This is a genomic window from Streptomyces sp. JLYT201 (assembly GCF_059448825.1).
In genome coordinates this window covers 887,103-905,998 of sequence record NZ_CM182551.1, presented here as the reverse complement: position 1 = coordinate 905,998, position 18,896 = coordinate 887,103, and the positions used below count along the sequence as shown (strand labels likewise).

Genomic DNA, 18,896 nt, shown 5'->3' with positions numbered 1-18,896 from the left:
AAAGAAGATGAAGAACATGAGCAACGCCGTACCCACCTCGCAGCCCCTGCGGGCCCTGTCCGACGCGGGCGTCTCCATCTGGCTGGACGACCTGTCCCGCAAGCGCATCGAGTCCGGTGACCTCGCCGACGTCGTGTCGCACGGCCACGTCGTGGGCGTCACCACCAACCCCTCGATCTTCCAGGCCGCCATCGGCTCCGGCGAGGGCTACGAGGACCAGCTCGCCGACCTGGCCGTCCGCGGCGTCACCGTCGACGAGGCCGTGCGCATGATGACCACGGCCGACGTCCGCGCCGCCGCCGACGTCCTGCGCCCCGTGTACGACGCGACGGGCGGCCGTGACGGCCGGGTGTCGATCGAGGTCGACCCGCGCCTCGCGCACCGGACCGAGGCCACCGTCGCCGAGGCCAAGCAGCTGGCCTGGCTCGTCGACCGGCCGAACGTCATGATCAAGATCCCGGCGACCCCGGCGGGCCTCCCGGCCATCACCGAGGTCATCGGCCTCGGCATCAGCGTCAACGTGACGCTGATCTTCTCCCTGGAGCGCTACCGCGCCGTCATGGACGCGTACCTCAAGGGACTGGAACTCGCCCACGAGCGCGGCCACGACCTCGCCACCATCCACTCCGTCGCCTCCTTCTTCGTCTCGCGCGTCGACTCCGAGATCGACAAGCGCCTCGACCAGGTCGGCACGGACGCGGCCAAGGAGCTGAAGGGCAAGGCCGCCCTCGCCAACGCCCGCCTCGCGTACGAGGCCTACGAGGAGGTCTTCGCCTCCGCGCGCGCAGGCGTCCTGGCGGCCGCGGGCGCCCACAAGCAGCGCCCCCTGTGGGCCTCGACCGGCGTCAAGGACCCGGCGTACAAGGACACCCTGTACGTCGACGAGCTGGTCGCGCCCGGCACGGTCAACACCATGCCGGAGGCCACGCTGAAGGCCGCCGCCGACCACGGCCGGATCACCGGCGACACGGTGACCGGCGGCTACGAGCAGGCCCGCGCCGACCTGAAGGCCGTCGACGCCCTCGGCATCTCCTACGACGAGGTCGTGCAGCAGCTCGAGGACGAGGGCGTCGCCAAGTTCGAGATCGCCTGGAACGACCTCCTCGGCACCGTCGGTACCCGTCTGCAGGGCCTGCGCGGCCAGGGGGTTGAGTCCAAGTGAGCCCCAGCAGTACGTGGCGCAACCCGCTGCGCGACCCGCGCGACCGCCGTCTGCCGCGCATCGCGGGCCCCTCCGGGCTCGTCATCTTCGGCGTCACCGGCGACCTGTCCCGCAAGAAGCTGATGCCCGCCGTCTACGACCTCGCCAACCGCGGGCTGCTCCCGCCGGGCTTCTCGCTCCTCGGCTTCGCCCGGCGCGAGTGGGAGGACCAGGACTTCGCCCAGGTCGTCCACGACTCGGTGCGCGAGCACGCGCGGACCCCGTTCCGCGAGGAGGTCTGGCAGCAGCTCGCCGACGGCATGCGCTTCATCCCCGGCGACTTCGATGACGACACCGCGTTCAAGCAGCTGCGCGACGCCGTCGACGAGCTCGACGAGAAGCGCGGCACCAGCGGCAACTACGCCTTCTACCTCTCCGTGCCGCCGAAGTTCTTCCCGAAGGTCGTCCGGCAGCTCAAGAAGCACGGCCTCGCCGACGCCCCCGAGGGCTCCTGGCGCCGCGCCGTCATCGAGAAGCCCTTCGGCCACGACATCGCGTCGGCCAAGGAGCTCAACGCGATCGTCCACGACGTGTTCGCGCCCGAGCAGGTCTTCCGCATCGACCACTACCTCGGCAAGGAGACCGTCCAGAACATCCTGGCCCTCCGCTTCGCCAACCAGATGTACGAACCCATCTGGAACCGGAGTTACGTCGACCACGTGCAGATCACCATGGCCGAGGACATCGGCATCGGTGGCCGCGCGGGCTACTACGACGGCATCGGCGCCGCCCGTGACGTCATCCAGAACCACCTGCTCCAGCTGATGGCCCTGACCGCCATGGAGGAGCCCGCCGCCTTCGACGCCGAGTCCCTCGTCCTGGAGAAGCTCAAGGTCCTCAAATCCGTACGGGTTCCGGCCGACTTGGACCGGCACACCGTGCGCGCCCAGTACGCCGAGGGCTGGCAGGGCGGCGAGAAGGTCAAGGGCTACCTCCAGGAAGACGGCATCGCCCCCACCTCGAAGACGGACACCTACGCGGCCGTCAAGCTGGAGATCGACAACCGCCGCTGGGCGGGCGTCCCCTTCTACCTGCGCACCGGCAAGCGCCTCGGCCGCCGCGTCACCGAGATCGCGGTCGTCTTCCAGCGCGCCCCGCACTCCCCGTTCGACGGAGCCGCCACCGAGGAACTGGGCCAGAACGCGATCGTCATCCGGGTCCAGCCGGACGAGGGCATGACCGTACGCTTCGGATCCAAGGTCCCGGGTACGTCGATGGAGATCCGCGACGTGTCGATGGACTTCGCGTACGGCGAGTCGTTCACGGAATCCAGCCCGGAGGCCTACGAACGGCTGATCCTGGACGTCCTGCTGGGCGACGCCAACCTCTTCCCGCGCACGGAGGAGGTCGAGGAGTCCTGGCGCATCCTCGACCCCATCGAGGGGCACTGGGACAACCATGGCAAGCCCGCAAGGTACCCGGCCGGTACGTGGGGCCCGGCCGAGGCGGACGAAATGCTCGCACGAGACGGACGGAGCTGGCGCAGGCCATGAAGATCGACCTGACCGACACCACGGCAAGCAAGGTGAACAAGGCGCTCGTCGAAGGGCGCCGCGCCATCGGGACCCCCGCCGTGGGCATGGTCCTCACGATGGTCATCGTCACCGACGAGGAGAACGCCTACGACGCCACCAAGGCGGCCCAGGAGGCGGCCCGCGAGCACCCCTCGCGCACCCTCGTCGTCATCAAGCGCACCGCGCGCTCCCCGCGCGACCGCCAGGGCAACCGCCTCGACGCGGAGGTCCGGGTCGGCGCCGACGCGGGAACCGGCGAGACGGTGCTCCTGCGCCTGTACGGCGAGGTCGGTCAGCACGCCGACTCCGTCGTCCTGCCGCTGCTGCTGCCCGACGCCCCGGTCGTCGTGTGGTGGCCCGTCGACGCCCCGGACGAGCCCGCCAAGGACCCGCTCGGCGCCCTCGCCGCCCGCCGCATCACCGACGCGTACGCCGTCGAGGACCCGCTCGCCGCGCTCGCGGACCGCGCCAGGTCCTACGCGCCCGGCGACACCGACCTGGCCTGGACCCGGCTCACGCCGTGGCGCTCCATGCTGGCCGCGGCCCTCGACCAGGCCCGCGTCGACATCACGTCGGCCGCCGTCGAGTCCGAGGCCGAGAACCCCAGCGCCGAGCTGCTCGCGCGCTGGCTCGGCGCCCGGCTCGGCGTCCCGGTCGAGCGCGTCACCACCGCGGGGCCCGTCGTCACCGCGGTCCGCCTCGGCACGGCGAACGGAGAGATCCGCATCGACCGCCCCGAGGGCCCCCTCGCCACCCTGTCCCTGCCCGGCCAGCCCGAGCGCACCCTCGCCCTGAAGGTCCGCTCGACCGCCGAGCTGATCGCCGAAGAGCTCCGCCGCCTCGACGCCGACGAGATGTACGCCGTCGCGCTGCACGGCGACGCCTCCGGATCCAAGGAGTCCGTTCAACATGCCTGACACCACGCCCCTGTTGACCCGGCGACCGCAGTGGGCCGCCCTCGAGGACCACCGCGCCAAGTCCGACGGCACGCACCTGCGGGAGCTGTTCGCCGCCGACCCCGGCCGCGCCGAGCGCTACACGGCCCAGGTCGGCGACCTGCACATCGACTACTCCAAGCACCTGGTGACCGACGAGACCCTCGCGCTCCTGCGGGACCTCGCCGTGGCGACGGACGTCTTCGGACTGCGGGACGCCATGTTCCGGGGCGAGAAGATCAATTCGACGGAGGGCCGGGCGGTGCTGCACACCGCGTTGCGTGCGCCGGCGGGTGCCGTGGTGGAGGTCGATGGTGAGAACGTGGTGCCGGGTGTGCACGCGGTGCTGGAGAAGATGGGGGCGTTCGCGGGGCGGGTCCGTTCGGGTGAGTGGAGGGGGCACACGGGCAAGCGCATCAAGAACGTGGTCAATGTCGGTATCGGGGGCTCCGATCTCGGTCCGGCGATGGCTTATGAGGCGCTGCGGCCCTATACCGCGCGTGATCTGACGTTCCGTTTTGTGTCGAACGTGGACGGTGCTGATCTGCATGAGGCCGTGCGGGATCTGGATGCGGCGGAGACGTTGTTCGTCATCGCGTCCAAGACGTTCACGACGATCGAGACGATCACCAATGCGCGGGCTGCCCGCGCCTGGCTGGTTGGGTCTCTTGGTGACGAGGCGGCCGTGGCGCGGCATTTCGTGGCGCTGTCGACGAATGCCGAGAAGGTCGCGGACTTCGGGATCGACACGGCGAACATGTTCGAGTTCTGGGACTGGGTGGGGGGTCGGTACTCCTTCGATTCGGCGATCGGTCTGTCGCTGATGATCGCGATCGGCCCGGATGCCTTCCGGGAGATGCTGGACGGTTTCCGGCTGGTGGATGAGCATTTCCGTACGGCGCCTGCGGAGGCGAATGTGCCGTTGCTGCTGGGGCTGCTGGGTGTCTGGTACGGCAACTTCCATGACGCGCAGGCGCATGCGGTGCTGCCGTATGCGCATTACCTGTCGAAGTTCACGGCGTATCTGCAGCAGCTGGACATGGAGTCCAACGGCAAGTCCGTGGACCGGGAGGGCAATCCGGTGCAGTGGCAGACCGGTCCGGTGGTGTGGGGCACGCCCGGTACCAATGGCCAGCATGCGTACTACCAGTTGATCCATCAGGGTACGAAGCTCATTCCGGCGGACTTCATCGGTTTCGCGCGGCCCGTTGAGGAGCTGGGTGTGCTGGGGGGTCAGCATGATCTGCTGATGGCCAACTTCTTCGCGCAGACGCAGGCGCTGGCCTTCGGCAAGACGCCTGAGGAGGTGCGGGCCGAGGGGGTGCCGCAGGAGCTGGTGGCGCACAAGACGTTCCGGGGCAACCATCCCACGACGACGGTTTTGGCGCGGGAGCTGACGCCGTCGGTGCTCGGTCAGCTGATCGCGCTGTATGAGCACAAGGTGTTCGTCCAGGGTGCGGTGTGGAACATCGATTCCTTCGATCAGTGGGGTGTGGAGCTGGGCAAGGTCCTTGCCAAGCGGGTCGAGCCCGCCCTGAGCGAGGGCGCGGACGTGCCCGGTCTCGACCCGTCCACGAAGGCACTGGTCGCGAAGTACCGCGAACTGCGCGGCCGTACCCCGGAAGGTGTGTGAACCGACATGGAACTCGGACTCGTAGGCCTCGGCAAGATGGGCGGCAACATGCGCGAGCGCATCCGCCGCGCGGGCCACACCGTCGTCGGCTACGACCGTGACCCGAAGGTCTCCGACGTCGCCTCGCTCGCCGAACTCGTCGACAAGCTCGAAGGCCCCCGCGTGGTCTGGGTGATGGTGCCGGCCGGTGCCCCCACCCAGTCCACGATCGACGAGCTCAAGGACCTGCTCGCCGAGGGCGACGTCGTCGTCGACGGCGGCAACTCCCGCTGGACGGACGACGAGAAGCACGCCGCCGAGCTCGCCGAGCGCGGCATCGGCTTCGTCGACTGCGGTGTCTCCGGCGGTGTGTGGGGCCTGAAGAACGGCTACGCGCTGATGGTCGGCGGCGCCGACGAGCACGTCGCGCGCGTCCAGCCGGTCTTCGACGCCCTCAAGCCCGAGGGCGACTTCGGCTATGTCCACGCGGGCAAGGTCGGCGCCGGGCACTTCTCCAAGATGGTTCACAACGGCATTGAGTACGCGATGATGCAGGCCTATGCCGAGGGCTGGGAGCTGCTGGAGGCCGTGGACTCGGTGACGGACGTGCGGGAGGTCTTCCGGTCCTGGCAGGAGGGGACGGTCATCCGTTCCTGGCTGCTCGACCTGGCGGTCAACGCGCTGGACGACGACGAGCACCTGGACAAGCTGCGGGGCTTCGCCGCGGACTCGGGCGAGGGCCGCTGGACGGTGGAGGCGGCGATCGACAACGCGGTGCCGCTGCCCGCGATCACGGCGTCGCTGTTCGCGCGGTTCTCCTCCCGGCAGGACGACTCGCCGCAGATGAAGATGATCGCGGCGCTGCGCAACCAGTTCGGCGGCCACGCCGTCGAGTCCCGGAGCGAGCACTGAGCGAGCACTGAACGGGGGCTGAGGGGGCTGTGATCCACGGCCCCCTCGGTCCTCGCGGCCCCAGGGTGCGGTTCCTTCACCGGCCGCACCGTGGGGCCGCGCGGAAAATCGCTGGCCGCACCGCGACAGGGGCCGTACGATCACGCCCCATGAAGTGAGTGATGACCTCCGCGCGCCGATCCGTACGACGCCGTCCGAGCCCCGGCTCCGGCGTCGGCGCGGCGCGCCCGCACGCCCGTCATCCCCTTCACACGATCGGAACCCCATGACCGACGACGCTTTCCTGCACTCCGTCACCGAACGGCTGGCCGCCCTGCCCGCCGTGCACGCCGTCACCCTCGGCGGCTCGCGCGCCCAGGGAACCCACACACCCGACAGCGACTGGGACATGGCGGTGTACTACCGGGGCGCCTTCGACCCGGCGGACCTGCGCGCGATCGGCTGGGACGGCGAGGTGTCCGAGCTGGGGGAGTGGGGCGGGGGCGTCTTCAACGGCGGGGCCTGGCTCAGCATCGAGGGCCGTCGCGTCGACGTGCACTACCGCGACCTCGACGTCGTCGAGCACGAGCTGACGCAGGCCCGGCAGGGACGCTTCCACTGGGAGCCGCTGATGTTCCACCTCGCGGGCATCCCCAGCTACCTCCTCGTCGCCGAACTCGCCGTCAACCAGGTGCTGAGCGGCGCCCTGCCCCGCCCCGAGTACCCGTCCGCGCTGCGCGAGGCGGCCCCGGCGTTCTGGCGCGGCCGGGCCGCCCTGACACTCCGGTACGCCGAGGGCGCGTACGCCGGGCGAGGCCGGGCCACCGAGGTGGCGGGGGCACTCGCCGTGGCCGCCATGGAGACGGCCCACGCGGTCCTCGCGGCGCGCGGCGAGTGGACCACGAACGAGAAGCGCCTCCTGGAACGCGCCGGGCTCCGCGACCTCGACACGATCGTGACGAACCTGAGCCCGGACCCGGAGGCTTTGGCGCGAGCGGTCGCGGGGGCGGAGAAGCTGTTCGCGGCAGCGTCCTGAACGACGTAGGGGCGGAGGGCAGCACTCTCCGCCCCTACGCGGTCGTGCCCCGACGGGGAGCGCCCCGGAAGGGGCGCGGGGAACTGCGCGATCAGCCACGACGAACCCGCAGGCGGCCAACGGCCATCGCGGCTCAAGGCGAAGCGCTAGCGCAATGCGCTGCCGAACAGCGCCGCCACGGACGGAGCCGACAGGTCCTTGGGCCCGAAGGCCACGGACTTCTTGGCCGTGAGCCCCGTGGACGTGCCGCGCAGCGACCACAGGGCGCCCGCGCTCGCGTTCTCGTTGACCGAGGACGCGGCGAGGTCGGCGCGGCCGTCGCCGGTGACGTCGAGCAGGGCCGTGGCGGCACCGAACGCGTCGCCCTTCTCGGCGACGCCGGGGATGCCCGGCGTGTCCTGCTGGAACGCCTGCGCACCGGTGCCGGTCACACCGGTGGCGCTGCCGCGCACCAGGACGACGGAACCGGCGTCGGTGACCCGGCCGATGTCCTCGCCGGGCACGCCGACGGCGATGTCGGCGAAGCCGTCGCGGTTGACGTCGCCCACGGCGACGGAGGCGCCGAAGCCGTCGCCGTCCTCCTCGGCACCGGGGACGCCGGGCAGGTCCTGGTCGAACCTCTGGACCTGGCCGTCGCCGACCTTCAGCCCGTCCTTCGAGCCGAAGGCGACCGTGACCCCGGACTGGTAGTCGCTGTCGCCGACCACCAGGTCGTCGTAGTGGTCGCCGTTGATGTCGCCGAGGGCGAGAGCCCCGTTGGCGCCGGGGGCCTGGCCGCGCTTGAAGCCGGTGGGGGAGCCGTACAGGACCCTGTTGCCCCACTCGCCGTCGCCGTAGTAGTCGTTCACGGCGATGTCGGCGCGGCCGTCGCCGTTGATGTCGCCGACGGCCCGGGGCACGACCGGGCCCTTCACGGAGCGCGGGCCGTCGATGCAGCTCTCGGGCTTGTCGGGCAGCGGCGAGCAGTTGAGGTCGGGCCGGTCGTCGCTGCCGTAGCTCCACCACTGCGACTTGTCCATGAAGTCGAGGGTCGCGGTGGGCTTGGCAGTGCGGGAGATCGGGCCCTTCCACAGCTCGGCCCGCTGGTCGACCGGGTCGTCGCCGTGGGACGCCACGGTGGCGAACAGCGCCAGGTCGGTCTTGCCGTCGCCGTCGAAGTCACCCGCCTGCGGGGCGTGACCATACGTGTTGATCTTCGTGCCGCCGGTGAGGCCGGACGCGGAGCCCCATACGATCACCGATCCCGCGTCCCGCCAGCCGGTGCCGATGACCAGGTCGGTGTAGCCGTCGCCGTCCAGGTCGCCCTTGGTGAAGGAGCGGCCGAACTCCTGCTTGGTGGCGGCCGGTCCTGGCACTCCGCTCGTGGAGCGGCTGATGATCTTCTTGTGGGCGGGGTCGAGGCCGTTCTTGGAGCCGTAGGCCACCGCCACGTACCCGGCCTTCTTCTTGCCGGAGACGGTGGCGCCCGGGGCTCCGACGACCAGGTCGGCGTAGCCGTCGCCGTTGAAGTCGTCCGTCGCCTTGGCGGCGGCGGCCTTCTGGGCGGCGGGCGTCGCGGCCTCGGCCGGGCTCTGGCCGAGGGACCAGATCGTCAGCCCACCCGTCAGCAGGGACATGGCGACCAGGGGCGTGGTGAGACGGGCTCGGCGACGTGCTGGAGACATAAGGTTCCCGGATTCCTTTGATCGGAGGTCGGCGGCGCACGCCCGTACGGGAGTTCACCGCCGGTTCACTCCCTTGACCACCCGCGTCGCCCAATGGTTGCCCCGCGCACCAGAGGTCTCTGTGGGTGACCGGGCAGTGACCGGGCCGGGCGGGCCGCCCCGCCTCTCCGCGGCGCGCGAGGCCGCCCGCGACCCGCGCCCTCAGGAGGCGCGGCTCGCGGGCGGCTCGGACGGTGGCCCCGGGGCCTCTGATGCGAGGCAGGGTCAACAGGCCGCGTCGACGGAGCTCAGCTTGTTGTCGTGGGCGGGGTTGAGGTTGCCCTTGAACCATCCCGGCATGGTGCCGAGGCGCCCGGTGTAGGTGCCGTCGTAGAGGATGACGGGCGTCGGCGTCCTGTTCCAGGCGGAGGTGGCCTTGCCGTCGAGGTAGGAGGGAACGTGGTGGCGTCCGCAGCTCGGGACGGTCCAGAACAGGCCTTCGCCGTTGTAGTGCTGGAAGAAGCACGTGCCCGCACCGCAGCGGTCGTAGGCGTCCTGCGCGATGGCGTCGCTGTTGGCTCCGGTCACCCGGTACAGGCCTTCGACCCCGGGGACCTCGGTGAACCGGGTCTCGGACGCACTGGCGGCGTTCGGTCCGACGAATGTCGCCGCGAGCGCGACGGCACCGGCGAACACGGCTAGCGATTTCCGCACGGATTTCCCCTTCGGGTAGGAGTGCTGTGCTGGAGAGGCGCATGGAGCGGCAGCCCGGTCGTGGCGCGAGGGGTGAGGGGCGCGAGGCGCGAGTGACAGCACGGTGCCGGGCCCCGTTCCCCTTCCGGCTGCCCTCACATTGTGGCCTGCGTCAGGCTCGGTGAGTTGGCGCTGAGCGCGGGGTTGCTTGGCCCTCGGCGCAGGGCGGTGGGGCTCGTCCCGGGGGGCGGAGCTGTCCGCCGGAGCTCGTTCCGGGGGGGGGGGGGGGGGGGCTGTCCGCAGGGGCTCGTCCCGGGTCGCGCGGCTCGTGGGGCCCGCCTTGACATGCAGCCGTATGGCTGCCTATCGTTTTAGGCAGCTGAACGGCTGCATATTGGAGGGCGGGGATGGACCACCAGATGGACGAGGTCTTCAAGGCGCTGGCCGACGCCAGCCGCAGACGGCTCCTCGACAGCCTGAACGCGCGCAACGGCCAGAGCCTGCGGGAGCTGTGCGCGGGGCTCGACATGGCCCGGCAGTCGGTGAGCAAACACCTGGCCCTGCTGGAGGAGGCCCGTCTGGTCACCACCGTCCGGCGCGGCAGGGAGAAGCTCCACTACCTCAACGCCGAGCCCATCAACGCCATCGCCGACCGCTGGATCAGCCGTTACGACCGGGCGCGGGCCCACGCGCTCGCCGATCTCAAGCACGCATTGGAGAGCAGCACCATGAGCCGCACCGACGACACCGCGTTCGTCTACACCACGTACATCAAGACCACCCCCGAGAAGCTCTGGCAGGCCCTGACGGACCCGGTCTTCACCCGGCGCTACTGGGGTCTGGAGTTCGTCACCGACTGGAAGCCCGGCTCGGTCATGGCCTGGGAGGGGCACGGCCTGACCGGCCCCGACCCCGAGCAGGTCGTCCTGGAGTGCGACCCCTACCGGAAGCTCTCCTACACCTGGCACACCTTCACGCCCGGCTTCGCCAAGGCCGTAAACCTGGACGACGAGTCGCTCGCGAAGATCGCCGCCGAGAAGCGCTCCAAGGTGTCGTTCGACATCGAGCCGCAGGGGGAGACCGTCAAGCTCACGGTCGTCCACGACGGCTTCGAGCCCGGCAGCACGGTCCTGGAGATGATCCACGACGGCTGGGCCGCGCTCCTCTCCAGCCTCAAGACCCTCCTGGAGACGGGCGAGGAACTTCCGGACCCGCACCGCAAGGACGCGTGAGCCTGCGCGGTGCCCGCAGCGCCCGCGGTGCCCGCAGTGTCCGCGGCGACCTGAAGCAGGGCGGGGCCCTCCGCCCTCCGTGAGCACCTCACGGGGGACGGGCGGGCGGAGGGCCCCGCCCGCCCGAAGGGGCGAGCTCGACGCGGCCGTGTCCGGGAGGTGCGGCCGTGTCCGGGACCGCGCGCCTCCCGCCGAAGCGCTGCGCACCGCCCCGGGGCAAACCCCCCGCCTGCGGGTAGCCTGACGGGGGAGGTGGGGGCATGAGGGACGCGGACCCCGGGCTCTTCGGGCCCTCGTCGGTGACGTGGCAGATGCACGGCGACCCCATGATGTGGGTCGCGGGCGTGCGCGCCCTGTACCTCCAGGCGCTGCACCCGCGCGCCGTGCGCGGCGTCATGCAGAATTCCGACTTCCGCAAGGACGCCTGGGGCCGCCTGATGCGCACCGCGGGCTTCGTCGGCACGACGACGTACGGCACCACCGAGGCCGCCGAGGCGGCGGGCGCCCGGGTGCGCAAGATACACACGATGCTGTCGGCGACCGACCCGGACACGGGGGAGCGCTACGGCGTCGACGAACCCGAGCTGCTCCTGTGGGTGCACTGCGCCGAGATCGACTCCTACCTCCACGTCGTGCGCCGCTCCGGCTTCCCGGTCACAGACGCGGCCGCCGACCGGTACGTCGCCGAACACCGCGAGAGCGCCCGCCTGGTGGGCCTCGACCCCGCCCGCGTACCGGCGTCGACGGCCGAACTCGCCGCGTACTTCGAGAAGGTGGCCCCCGACCTCGCCGTCGGAGCGGAGGCGCGCGTCGTCGACGACTTCCTGCGGCGGCCGCCCACCGCGCCCCTGTTGGTCCCGGCGCGCGCCCTGCTGTGGCGGCGCGTGGCGGACCTCGCCTACGCGTCGCTGCCCCGTTACGCCCACGAGCTGTACGGCAGGAGTGCGCCGCCGCCCGCGGCGGTGACGCGCCGCCTCGTCACCACGGGTACCGTGCTGCGCTGCGTTCCCGCGCGTCTGCGCTGGCAGTTGCCGCCCAAGCACATCCTGCGCGCCATGGCCCGGCTCGGCCCGGGCAGCCGCCCCGCGTCGTACAAAGTCGCCGGACTGGACGCCATACTGGACGGGCCGGGGAGGGCGCGACGAAGCGACGGGGGCGACAGCACGAGATGCCAGAGTCGGGGGACACCAGGCTGATCCAGGGCCGGTACCAGCTGCTCGACCTCATCGGCCGCGGCGGCATGGGCGAGGTGTGGCGGGCCCGCGACGAATCGCTCGGCCGCAGGGTCGCCGTCAAGTGCCTCAAGCCGCTCGGGCCCCAGCACGACGCGGCGTTCACCCGCGTCCTGCGCGAGCGCTTCCGGCGCGAGGCCCGGGTCGCGGCCGGGCTCCAGCACCGCGGCATCACCGTCGTGCACGACTTCGGCGAGTGCGACGGCGTCCTGTTCCTGGTGATGGAGCTCCTCGAAGGCCGCAACCTCAGCCAGCTCCTGGACGACAACCCGCGCCACCCGCTGCCCGTCGCCGACGTCGTGGACATCGCCGACCAGGTCGCGTCCGCCCTCGCCTACACCCATGAACAGGGCATCGTGCACCGCGACTTGAAGCCCGCGAACATCATGCGGCTGCGCGACGGCACGGTGAAGATCTGCGACTTCGGCATCGCCCGGCTCGGCGCCGACATCGGCTTCACCTCACGCCTGACCAACACCAACATCGCCATGGGCACCCCGCACTACATGTCGCCCGAGCAGATCAGCGGCGCCGAGGTCGACCAGCGCAGCGACCTGTACTCCTTCGGCTGCGTCCTGTACGAACTCGCCACCGGCGCCCCGCCGTTCGACCTCGACGACGCGTGGGCGATCCTCGTCGGCCACCGCGACACCGAGCCCGAGCCGCCGCGCCGCCGCCGCGGCGAACTCCCCGAGTTCTTCGAGCGGATCGTCCTCGACCTGCTCGCCAAACACCCCGACCAGCGGCCCGGCGACGCCCGCGAACTGGGCCGCCGCATCGCCGCGGGCCGCGGCGGCAAGGCGACCCGCCCCACCTACGTCCCCACCGTCGTCAGCCCGCCCCTGCGCCGCACCCAGCACCCGCCTCCCGAGCGGCCCACGGGACGGCCCCTGCCCGGCCGGTCCGATCCGTCCCTGCCGTCGTGGACGCGCGGCATGACCACCGGGCACAAGGCGACCGGCGCGGGCCCCCTGCGCCTGCCCCCGCCCGACGCGGCCGCGGGCCTCACCGGCGAGTGGATCCCGCGCACCAGCGGACGCCACACCGGTGAGCCGCGGCCCGCCCCGGGCCGCTCCACCCCGTCGCCGGACGTGCTCGCCACCCTCGTCAGCCGCCACAACGCGGGCCTGAGCCTCGGCCGCCTCGGCCGCTGGACGGAGGCGGGCGAGGTGCACCGCGCCGTCGCCGCCGAGCGCGAGCACGTCCTCGGGCCCGACCACCCCGACACCCTCGCCAGCCGCTACGAGGTCGGGTTCTCGCTCAGCCGCACCGGGCGGCCCGCCGACGCTCTGCGCGAGTACACCCGCGTGGCCGAGGGCCGCGAGCGCGCGCTCGGCGGGGAACACCCGGACACGCTCGCCGTCCGCCAGGAGATGGCGTACGTACTGGGCCAGCTCGGTCGGCACTTCGAGGCCCACCAGGTGTACACCTCAGTGCTCGCCGTGCGGTCGCGCACCGCGGGCCCCGACCACCCCGACACCCTGCGCTGCCGCCACAACCTGGCGTTCAACCTCAGCCGCCTGGGCCGCCTGGAGGACTCCCACCGGCTGGCCCGCGACGTCGCGGCGGCCCGCGCCCGCGTCCTCGGCCCCACTCACCCCGACACCCTCGTCACCCGCTACGAAGTCGCCTACACCCTGGGCCAGTTGGGCCGCTGGCCGGAGGCACTGCACACCTACCGCGAGGTCGCCGAGGCCCGCGCCGGTGCCCTCGGCGCCGACCACCCCGACACGCTCGCCGCGCGCTACGAGGTCGGCATCAGCCTCGGCCGCCTCGGCCGCAGCGCCGAGGCCCTGGAGCTCTACCGCTCCCTCATCGAGGACCGCACCCGCGTCAACGGCCCCGCCGACCCCGAGACCCTGCGCGCCCGCCACGGCCTCGGGGTCAACCTCGGCCGCCAGGGCCGCTGGGAGGAGGCGCTCGCCGAGGCCCGCGACGTGTGCGCCGTGCGCGAGCGCGTCCTCGGCGCGGACCACCCCGACACCCTCGTCAGCCGCCGCGAGATCGCCGTCGGCCTCGGCTGGCTCGGCCGCTGGGCGGACGCGCTGACGGCCTACCGCCACGTGGCCGCGGCCCGCGAGCGCGTCCTCGGCGCCGACCACCCCGACACCCTCGCCAGCCGCAACGACGAGGCCCACTGCCTGGAGCAGCTCGGGCGCGGCGCGGAGGCGGTGGCGCTCTACCGCAGGGTGGCGGCGCTGCGCCAGCAGCGCGCGACGGGTGGCCACTGACACACCGGGCGCCCCGGCAGCCCCGCGCGCCCGACACCCGCGCCGCACGCCGCGCCAAACGCCTCCCCGCCCCGCGAAACGCCCCCTCGAAAACTGATCCGTGCTACGAAGAGGCATGCGACCCAGCTATGACGCCGTGGTGATCGGCGGCGGCCACAACGCGCTGGTGGCGGCCGCCTACCTGGCCCGCGCGGGCCGGTCCGTGCTGCTCCTGGAGCGCCTCGGCCGACCGGGCGGCGCCGCCGTGTCCACCAGCCCGTTCCCCGGCCTCGACGCCCGCCTCTCCCGCTACTCGTACCTGGTGAGCCTGCTGCCCAGGAAGATCGTGCGCGATCTGGACCTGGACTTCCGGGTGCGCACCCGCTCCGTGTCGTCGTACACCCCGACCGTCCGCGACGGGCGTCCCACCGGGCTCCTGGTGGGCCGCGGCGAGTCCCGGACGCGGGCCTCCTTCGCCCGGCTGACCGGCGACGACCGGGCGTACGAGGCCTGGCGCGACTTCTACGCGCTCACCGCCCACGCGGCCCGGCGGATCTTCCCGACGCTCACGGAACCGCTGCCCGACAAGGCGGAGCTGCGGCGGCTCGTCGACGACGACACGGTCTGGCGCACCCTGTTCGAGGAGCCGATCGGCCGGGCCGTCGAGGCCCGCTTCACCGACGACCTGGTGCGCGGTGTCGTCCTGACCGACGCCCTGATCGGCACGTTCGCCGACGCCCACGACCCGGGCCTGCGGCAGAACCGCTGCTTCCTCTACCACGTCATCGGCGGCGGCACCGGCGACTGGAACGTCCCCGTCGGCGGCATGGGCACGCTCACCCGCGCCCTGGCCGACCGCGCCCTCGCCGCGGGCGCCGAACTGCTCACCGGCCACGACGTCACGCGCGTCGAGACCGACGGCCTGCGCGCCGAGGTGTCCTACCGCACCGCGGACGGCGACGGCACGGTCGCCGCCCGGCACGTGCTCGTCGGCGCCTCCCCGCACGAACTCGCCGCCCTCACCGGCCAGCAGCCGCCCCCACCCGCCGAAGGGGCCCAGCTCAAGGTCAACATGGTGCTCAAGCGGCTGCCCAAGCTCCGCGACCCCTCCGTAGACCCCCGCGAGGCCTTCGCCGGGACCTTCCACATCGCCGAGGGCTACGCGGAGTTGGCGCGGGCCCACGCCGAGGCCGCGGGCGGCGCGCTGCCCTCGGCGCCGCCCTCGGAGATCTACTGCCACTCCCTGACCGACCCCACGATCCTCGGCCCCGACCTGGTCGAGCGCGGCTACCACACCCTGACCCTGTTCGGCCTGCACACCCCGGCCCGGCTGTTCACCGAGGCCACCAACGCCACGGCCCGCGACGCGCTCCTGGCCGCCACCCTCGCCCAGCTCGACGCGCACCTGGCCGAGCCGATCGCCGACTGCCTGGCCACGGACGCGGACGGGGTCCCCTGCGTCGAGGCGAAGACCCCCCTGGACCTGGAGCGCGAGCTGCGCCTGCCCGGCGGCAACATCTTCCACGGGGACCTCTCCTTCCCGTACGCGGACGACGCGGAGGGCCGCGAGGATCGCTGGGGCGTGGCCACCGCCCATCCGAACGTCCACCTCTGCGGTGCGGGCGCCCGCCGCGGCGGCGGTGTCAGCGGCATCGCGGGCCACAACGCCGCGATGGCGGTCCTGGAGCGCTGACCAGCGGCGATCGGCACTGGTGTACGGTCGGTCCCGGTCGGCGCGGGGCCGGCAGGAGCGCCCCGCGCGCGTGTGAAGGAAACGAGAGGTGCTCACCATGGCTGCCCCACGAGACGGCCGCCGCGTGGACGCACCGACCTTCACCGAACAGGCCCGCCGTCGCCAGCTCATCGAGTGCACGATCGACCTGATCTCCACCAAGGGCCACCCGTCGACGTCCCTGTCGGCCATCGCCGAGCGGGCGGGCCTGTCCAAGGCCGCGGTCCTCTACCACTTCGCCTCCAAGGACAACCTCACCCGGGCCGCGCTGGCCCACGTCCTGGAGGAGTTCACCGCGTACGTCGGCGAGCGCGTCGCGGCCGCGCCGGAGCCGCGCGCCGCCGTGGTCGCCTACGTCCGCGCCATGGTCGGCTACCAGCGGGAGAACCGCCGCCATGTGCGCGTCATCACCGAGATGCTCCTCGACGATCACGGCGGCACCCGCCTGAAGACCCCCGGAAGCCACGACACCGCGGGCCGCTGGCAGGCCCTCGCGGAGCTGCTCACCGCGGGCCAGGAGGCCGGGTGCTTCCGGCCGTTCGACCCCACCACGACCTCCCTGGCCGTCGGCGGCGCCATCGACGGCGTCATCAGCCACTGGCTGGCCCACCCGGACCTCGACCTGAACGCGGCGGAGGAGGAACTGGTGACCTTCACCCTGCACGCGATCGACCGCCGCTGACACGACGGACGCGCGCTCACCCGTCCTTGTGCATGGCCTCGCGCACGGCGTCGCGGGTGCGGTCGACGAGGGCCGCCAGCGGGCCCAGGGTCACGTTCCCGGCGGCCGACTCCACACCCGGGTGCGGGCGCGTGGGAGCCACGGCCTCGGCCGCCCGCACCCCGGCCGCCATGGCGGTGAGACGGCCGGCCCCGGCGTGCCGGCGCACGTGCGGGAACTCGTACCGTTCCTCGGCGCGGGCGTGCCGCATCACCTCGGTGCGCAGCACCGCGAGCGCGGGCAGGAACTTGGGGTCCTCCGGGTCCACCCCGTCGAGGCGCGAGAGCAGTTCCTTGGCCTCCTTCTCCTCGGTGAGGCGGTCCCGCACGATGTCGCGGCCGCCTGCGAACGCCGTGCGCGCGTAGGGGTGCAGGACCTCCTCCTCGGCCGTCTCGTGCACGGCGAGCAGCCGCACGAGGTGGCGGAAGGCGGCGCGCCGCTCGTCGCCGGTGCTCTGCTCAACCGAGTCGAAGAGGGTGCGGATGTCGCCGTGCTGCCGCATGAGCAGGGTGACGACGTCGCCGTCGCTCGCGGGCGTGTCAGGCATGGCGGTTCCTCTCCCGTGAGGCGGTGTCGGGGTGGTCGCCCTCGGTCTGCGAGCGGTACTCGCGTCCGAACAGGTCGTCGTGCTGGGCCATGACGCGCTCGCTGGGCGGCTCCTCGCCGCCGTGGATCTGGTCCTGCAGCCGCTGGAACCGCTCGTGCGCGTCCCGCACGTAGCCGGTGCCCAGCGTGGTCAGGTCCATCTGCGTGTCGAGGAGACCGCGTACGTACTGCTTGTTGGGCTCGAAGGTGAGGACGTTCGGCAGCTCGGGCGCGAGGACCTCCTGCGGGTCGCGGCCGTCGTGCCGGCGCATCAGGTCACAGGCGATGCGCAGGTGTTCCAGCTCCATGTTCAGATGCAGCTCCCAGACGGCCTTCACCCGGGGGTCCGTCTCCTGCTCCATGAAGGAGTGGTAGAGGTAGCACTCGTTGTACTCGTGGGTGACGAGCTGCTCCCACCACGTCTCGCCGGGGTCGACGAGGGACTCGTAGTGGGTGACGTGCTCCTCCTCGACGAGCGCGATCTCCTGGTAGAGCTGGCGGGCGATCGGCTCCATGTACTGCGGGCCGACGTTCATGTAGAAGTTCATGGTCTGCTGCTCGGCGGACATCACGGTCAGCGCGTGCAGCTTGGACAGCGGCTGCGCGGTGGCGCGGTCGTACGGCTCGCGGAGGTTGTCCACGGGGTGCCGGTGGTGGAGCTTGGTGGGGCGGCCCGGCATGACCTCGGTGAGCTGCTCGACGATCGCGTCGGCCTTGCGGTGCTCGATCATCTCGTAGAGGTTCGCGTACCGGAACAGGTGGTCGAAGTCCTCCAGGACCCCGAACTGGTACGCCTGCTGGAGATACGGATCCGGCTCCGACCGGGCCACCCAGGCGGTCAGGTCCACGGCGACCTGCTCGTACGCGATGGTCGTCTCCAGGACCGAGGCGAGTCCCGGCAGGAGCCAGTTGACGGCCTTCTGCTGCTGTTGCTCGACGTACCGGACCTCGGCGAGGCGCCGGCGCACCTCGGGGTCCGGACAGTGGCGGGCGAACTGATGGCTGAAGAGCGCCGCCTCGACCTCGATGCCGTTCATCGTGATGATCCGGCAGCGGGTGTACGGATCACAGTGGTCGGGGTCGATCGGCTCCACGTCCAGTTCGCGCCAGGAGCGTATCTGGCGGTCCAACGGGATGCCTCGCTGCTCCAGGGGGTTCAGGGTCATCGGGGACTCCTCGGCTTCGCGGTGCGGGACAAGGCCGCCGCCGGGTACCCGGCGCCCGATGGGCGAAACGACGGGCCGGTGCCGCTCGGCCAGACCCTGGTGGCGGCACGTCGGACTGCGTCATCCGCGGCGCGGGCGCACGCTGGAGGCATGACAGCAGACATCGTGGTGCACCGCGCGTCCCCGTCCGGCGGCCGACGGGTGGACGTGCACGGGGAGTACGTCGGCGTCGCCCACAGCCTGGCCGACGTGACCGAGTTCCTGCGGCGCGCGGGCCTGGACCTCGACCCGGTGGAAGTCGCCGTGTCACCGCTGATCGAGTGGCGCGGGGGCGGGCCGGAGGAGTGGGGACAGGGGAGCGGCGGCAGCCAGGGGGCGCCGCGGGGGTGAGGGAGCGGCGCCGCCGCGGTCCGCCGCTCGCGCGGGTCACGCTGCGAAGTGCCGTGCCACAGGGCCATGTGACGACACGTCACATGGCCCTGTGGCCTGTGTG

General features: G+C 72.1%; 16 protein-coding genes. 12 read left to right on the top strand and 4 right to left on the bottom strand.

Features of this window, described 5'->3' with window-relative positions:
• Nucleotides 1-16: 16 nt before the first annotated feature.
• From tal to AC5WAM_RS03740, 6 genes are all read left to right on the top strand, one after another.
• On the top strand, nt 17-1,162 hold the full coding sequence (gene tal / locus AC5WAM_RS03765) for a transaldolase (protein WP_495521556.1): 1,146 nt from the start codon (nt 17-19) through the stop codon (nt 1,160-1,162).
• Nucleotides 1,159-2,694 carry a glucose-6-phosphate dehydrogenase gene (gene zwf, locus AC5WAM_RS03760; protein ID WP_366796069.1) on the top strand — a complete coding sequence of 512 codons (1,536 nt, stop codon included), beginning with the start codon at nt 1,159-1,161 and terminating at the stop codon, nt 2,692-2,694. Before tal ends, zwf begins: the two co-directional genes overlap by 4 nt.
• Entirely contained in the window at nt 2,691-3,632 is a 942-nt protein-coding gene (gene opcA / locus AC5WAM_RS03755; RefSeq protein ID WP_366796070.1) for a glucose-6-phosphate dehydrogenase assembly protein OpcA, read from the top strand. Before zwf ends, opcA begins: the two co-directional genes overlap by 4 nt.
• Nucleotides 3,625-5,283 carry a glucose-6-phosphate isomerase gene (pgi, locus tag AC5WAM_RS03750; protein WP_495521555.1) on the top strand — a complete coding sequence of 553 codons (1,659 nt, stop codon included), beginning with the start codon at nt 3,625-3,627 and terminating at the stop codon, nt 5,281-5,283. The genes opcA and pgi overlap by 8 nt, the downstream gene beginning before the upstream one ends.
• A gap of 6 nt (nt 5,284-5,289) precedes the next feature.
• The gene (gene gnd / locus AC5WAM_RS03745) at nt 5,290-6,174 is read left to right on the top strand and encodes a phosphogluconate dehydrogenase (NAD(+)-dependent, decarboxylating) (protein ID WP_495521554.1); all 885 of its coding nucleotides are present in this window, start codon (nt 5,290-5,292) and stop codon (nt 6,172-6,174) included.
• Nucleotides 6,175-6,439: 265 nt separating this feature from the next.
• A complete protein-coding gene (locus AC5WAM_RS03740) occupies nt 6,440-7,189 on the top strand; it encodes a nucleotidyltransferase domain-containing protein (protein WP_495521553.1) in 750 nt (249 codons plus the stop codon).
• 146 nt (nt 7,190-7,335) lie between these two features.
• Here the strand turns inward: AC5WAM_RS03740 and AC5WAM_RS03735 are convergent, their stop codons facing one another.
• Both AC5WAM_RS03735 and AC5WAM_RS03730 read right to left on the bottom strand, forming a co-directional pair.
• Nucleotides 7,336-8,853: an FG-GAP-like repeat-containing protein gene (locus AC5WAM_RS03735; RefSeq protein WP_495521552.1), complete on the bottom strand. Its 1,518-nt coding sequence runs from the start codon at nt 8,851-8,853 to the stop codon at nt 7,336-7,338.
• Between the two features lie 264 nt (nt 8,854-9,117).
• Nucleotides 9,118-9,546, bottom strand: a complete 429-nt coding sequence (locus AC5WAM_RS03730; protein WP_366789816.1) for a peptidase inhibitor family I36 protein — start codon at nt 9,544-9,546, stop codon at nt 9,118-9,120.
• A gap of 398 nt (nt 9,547-9,944) precedes the next feature.
• On the opposite strand from AC5WAM_RS03730, the gene AC5WAM_RS03725 reads away from it, so the two are divergent.
• The 5 genes from AC5WAM_RS03725 (at nt 9,945) to AC5WAM_RS03705 (ending at nt 16,613) form a co-directional block, all read left to right on the top strand.
• Entirely contained in the window at nt 9,945-10,757 is an 813-nt protein-coding gene (locus AC5WAM_RS03725) for an ArsR/SmtB family transcription factor (RefSeq protein ID WP_366790029.1), read from the top strand.
• Between the two features lie 260 nt (nt 10,758-11,017).
• Entirely contained in the window at nt 11,018-11,953 is a 936-nt protein-coding gene (locus AC5WAM_RS03720) for an oxygenase MpaB family protein (RefSeq protein ID WP_495521551.1), read from the top strand.
• Nucleotides 11,926-14,220, top strand: a complete 2,295-nt coding sequence (locus AC5WAM_RS03715; RefSeq protein ID WP_495521550.1) for a serine/threonine-protein kinase — start codon at nt 11,926-11,928, stop codon at nt 14,218-14,220. Before AC5WAM_RS03720 ends, AC5WAM_RS03715 begins: the two co-directional genes overlap by 28 nt.
• Before the next feature lie 115 nt (nt 14,221-14,335).
• Entirely contained in the window at nt 14,336-15,892 is a 1,557-nt protein-coding gene (locus AC5WAM_RS03710; RefSeq protein WP_495521549.1) for a phytoene desaturase family protein, read from the top strand.
• A 97-nt stretch (nt 15,893-15,989) separates the two neighbouring features.
• Entirely contained in the window at nt 15,990-16,613 is a 624-nt protein-coding gene (locus AC5WAM_RS03705; RefSeq protein WP_495521548.1) for a TetR/AcrR family transcriptional regulator, read from the top strand.
• 16 nt (nt 16,614-16,629) lie between these two features.
• Here the strand turns inward: AC5WAM_RS03705 and AC5WAM_RS03700 are convergent, their stop codons facing one another.
• On the bottom strand, nt 16,630-17,199 hold the full coding sequence (locus tag AC5WAM_RS03700; RefSeq protein WP_366789822.1) for a hemerythrin domain-containing protein: 570 nt from the start codon (nt 17,197-17,199) through the stop codon (nt 16,630-16,632).
• Nucleotides 17,192-18,403 carry a hypothetical protein gene (locus AC5WAM_RS03695; protein ID WP_366789823.1) on the bottom strand — a complete coding sequence of 404 codons (1,212 nt, stop codon included), beginning with the start codon at nt 18,401-18,403 and terminating at the stop codon, nt 17,192-17,194. The genes AC5WAM_RS03700 and AC5WAM_RS03695 overlap by 8 nt, the downstream gene beginning before the upstream one ends.
• 150 nt (nt 18,404-18,553) lie before the next feature.
• Between AC5WAM_RS03695 and AC5WAM_RS03690 the strand changes: the two genes are divergently transcribed.
• The gene (locus AC5WAM_RS03690) at nt 18,554-18,793 is read left to right on the top strand and encodes a hypothetical protein (RefSeq protein WP_495521547.1); all 240 of its coding nucleotides are present in this window, start codon (nt 18,554-18,556) and stop codon (nt 18,791-18,793) included.
• Nucleotides 18,794-18,896: the final 103 nt, after the last annotated feature.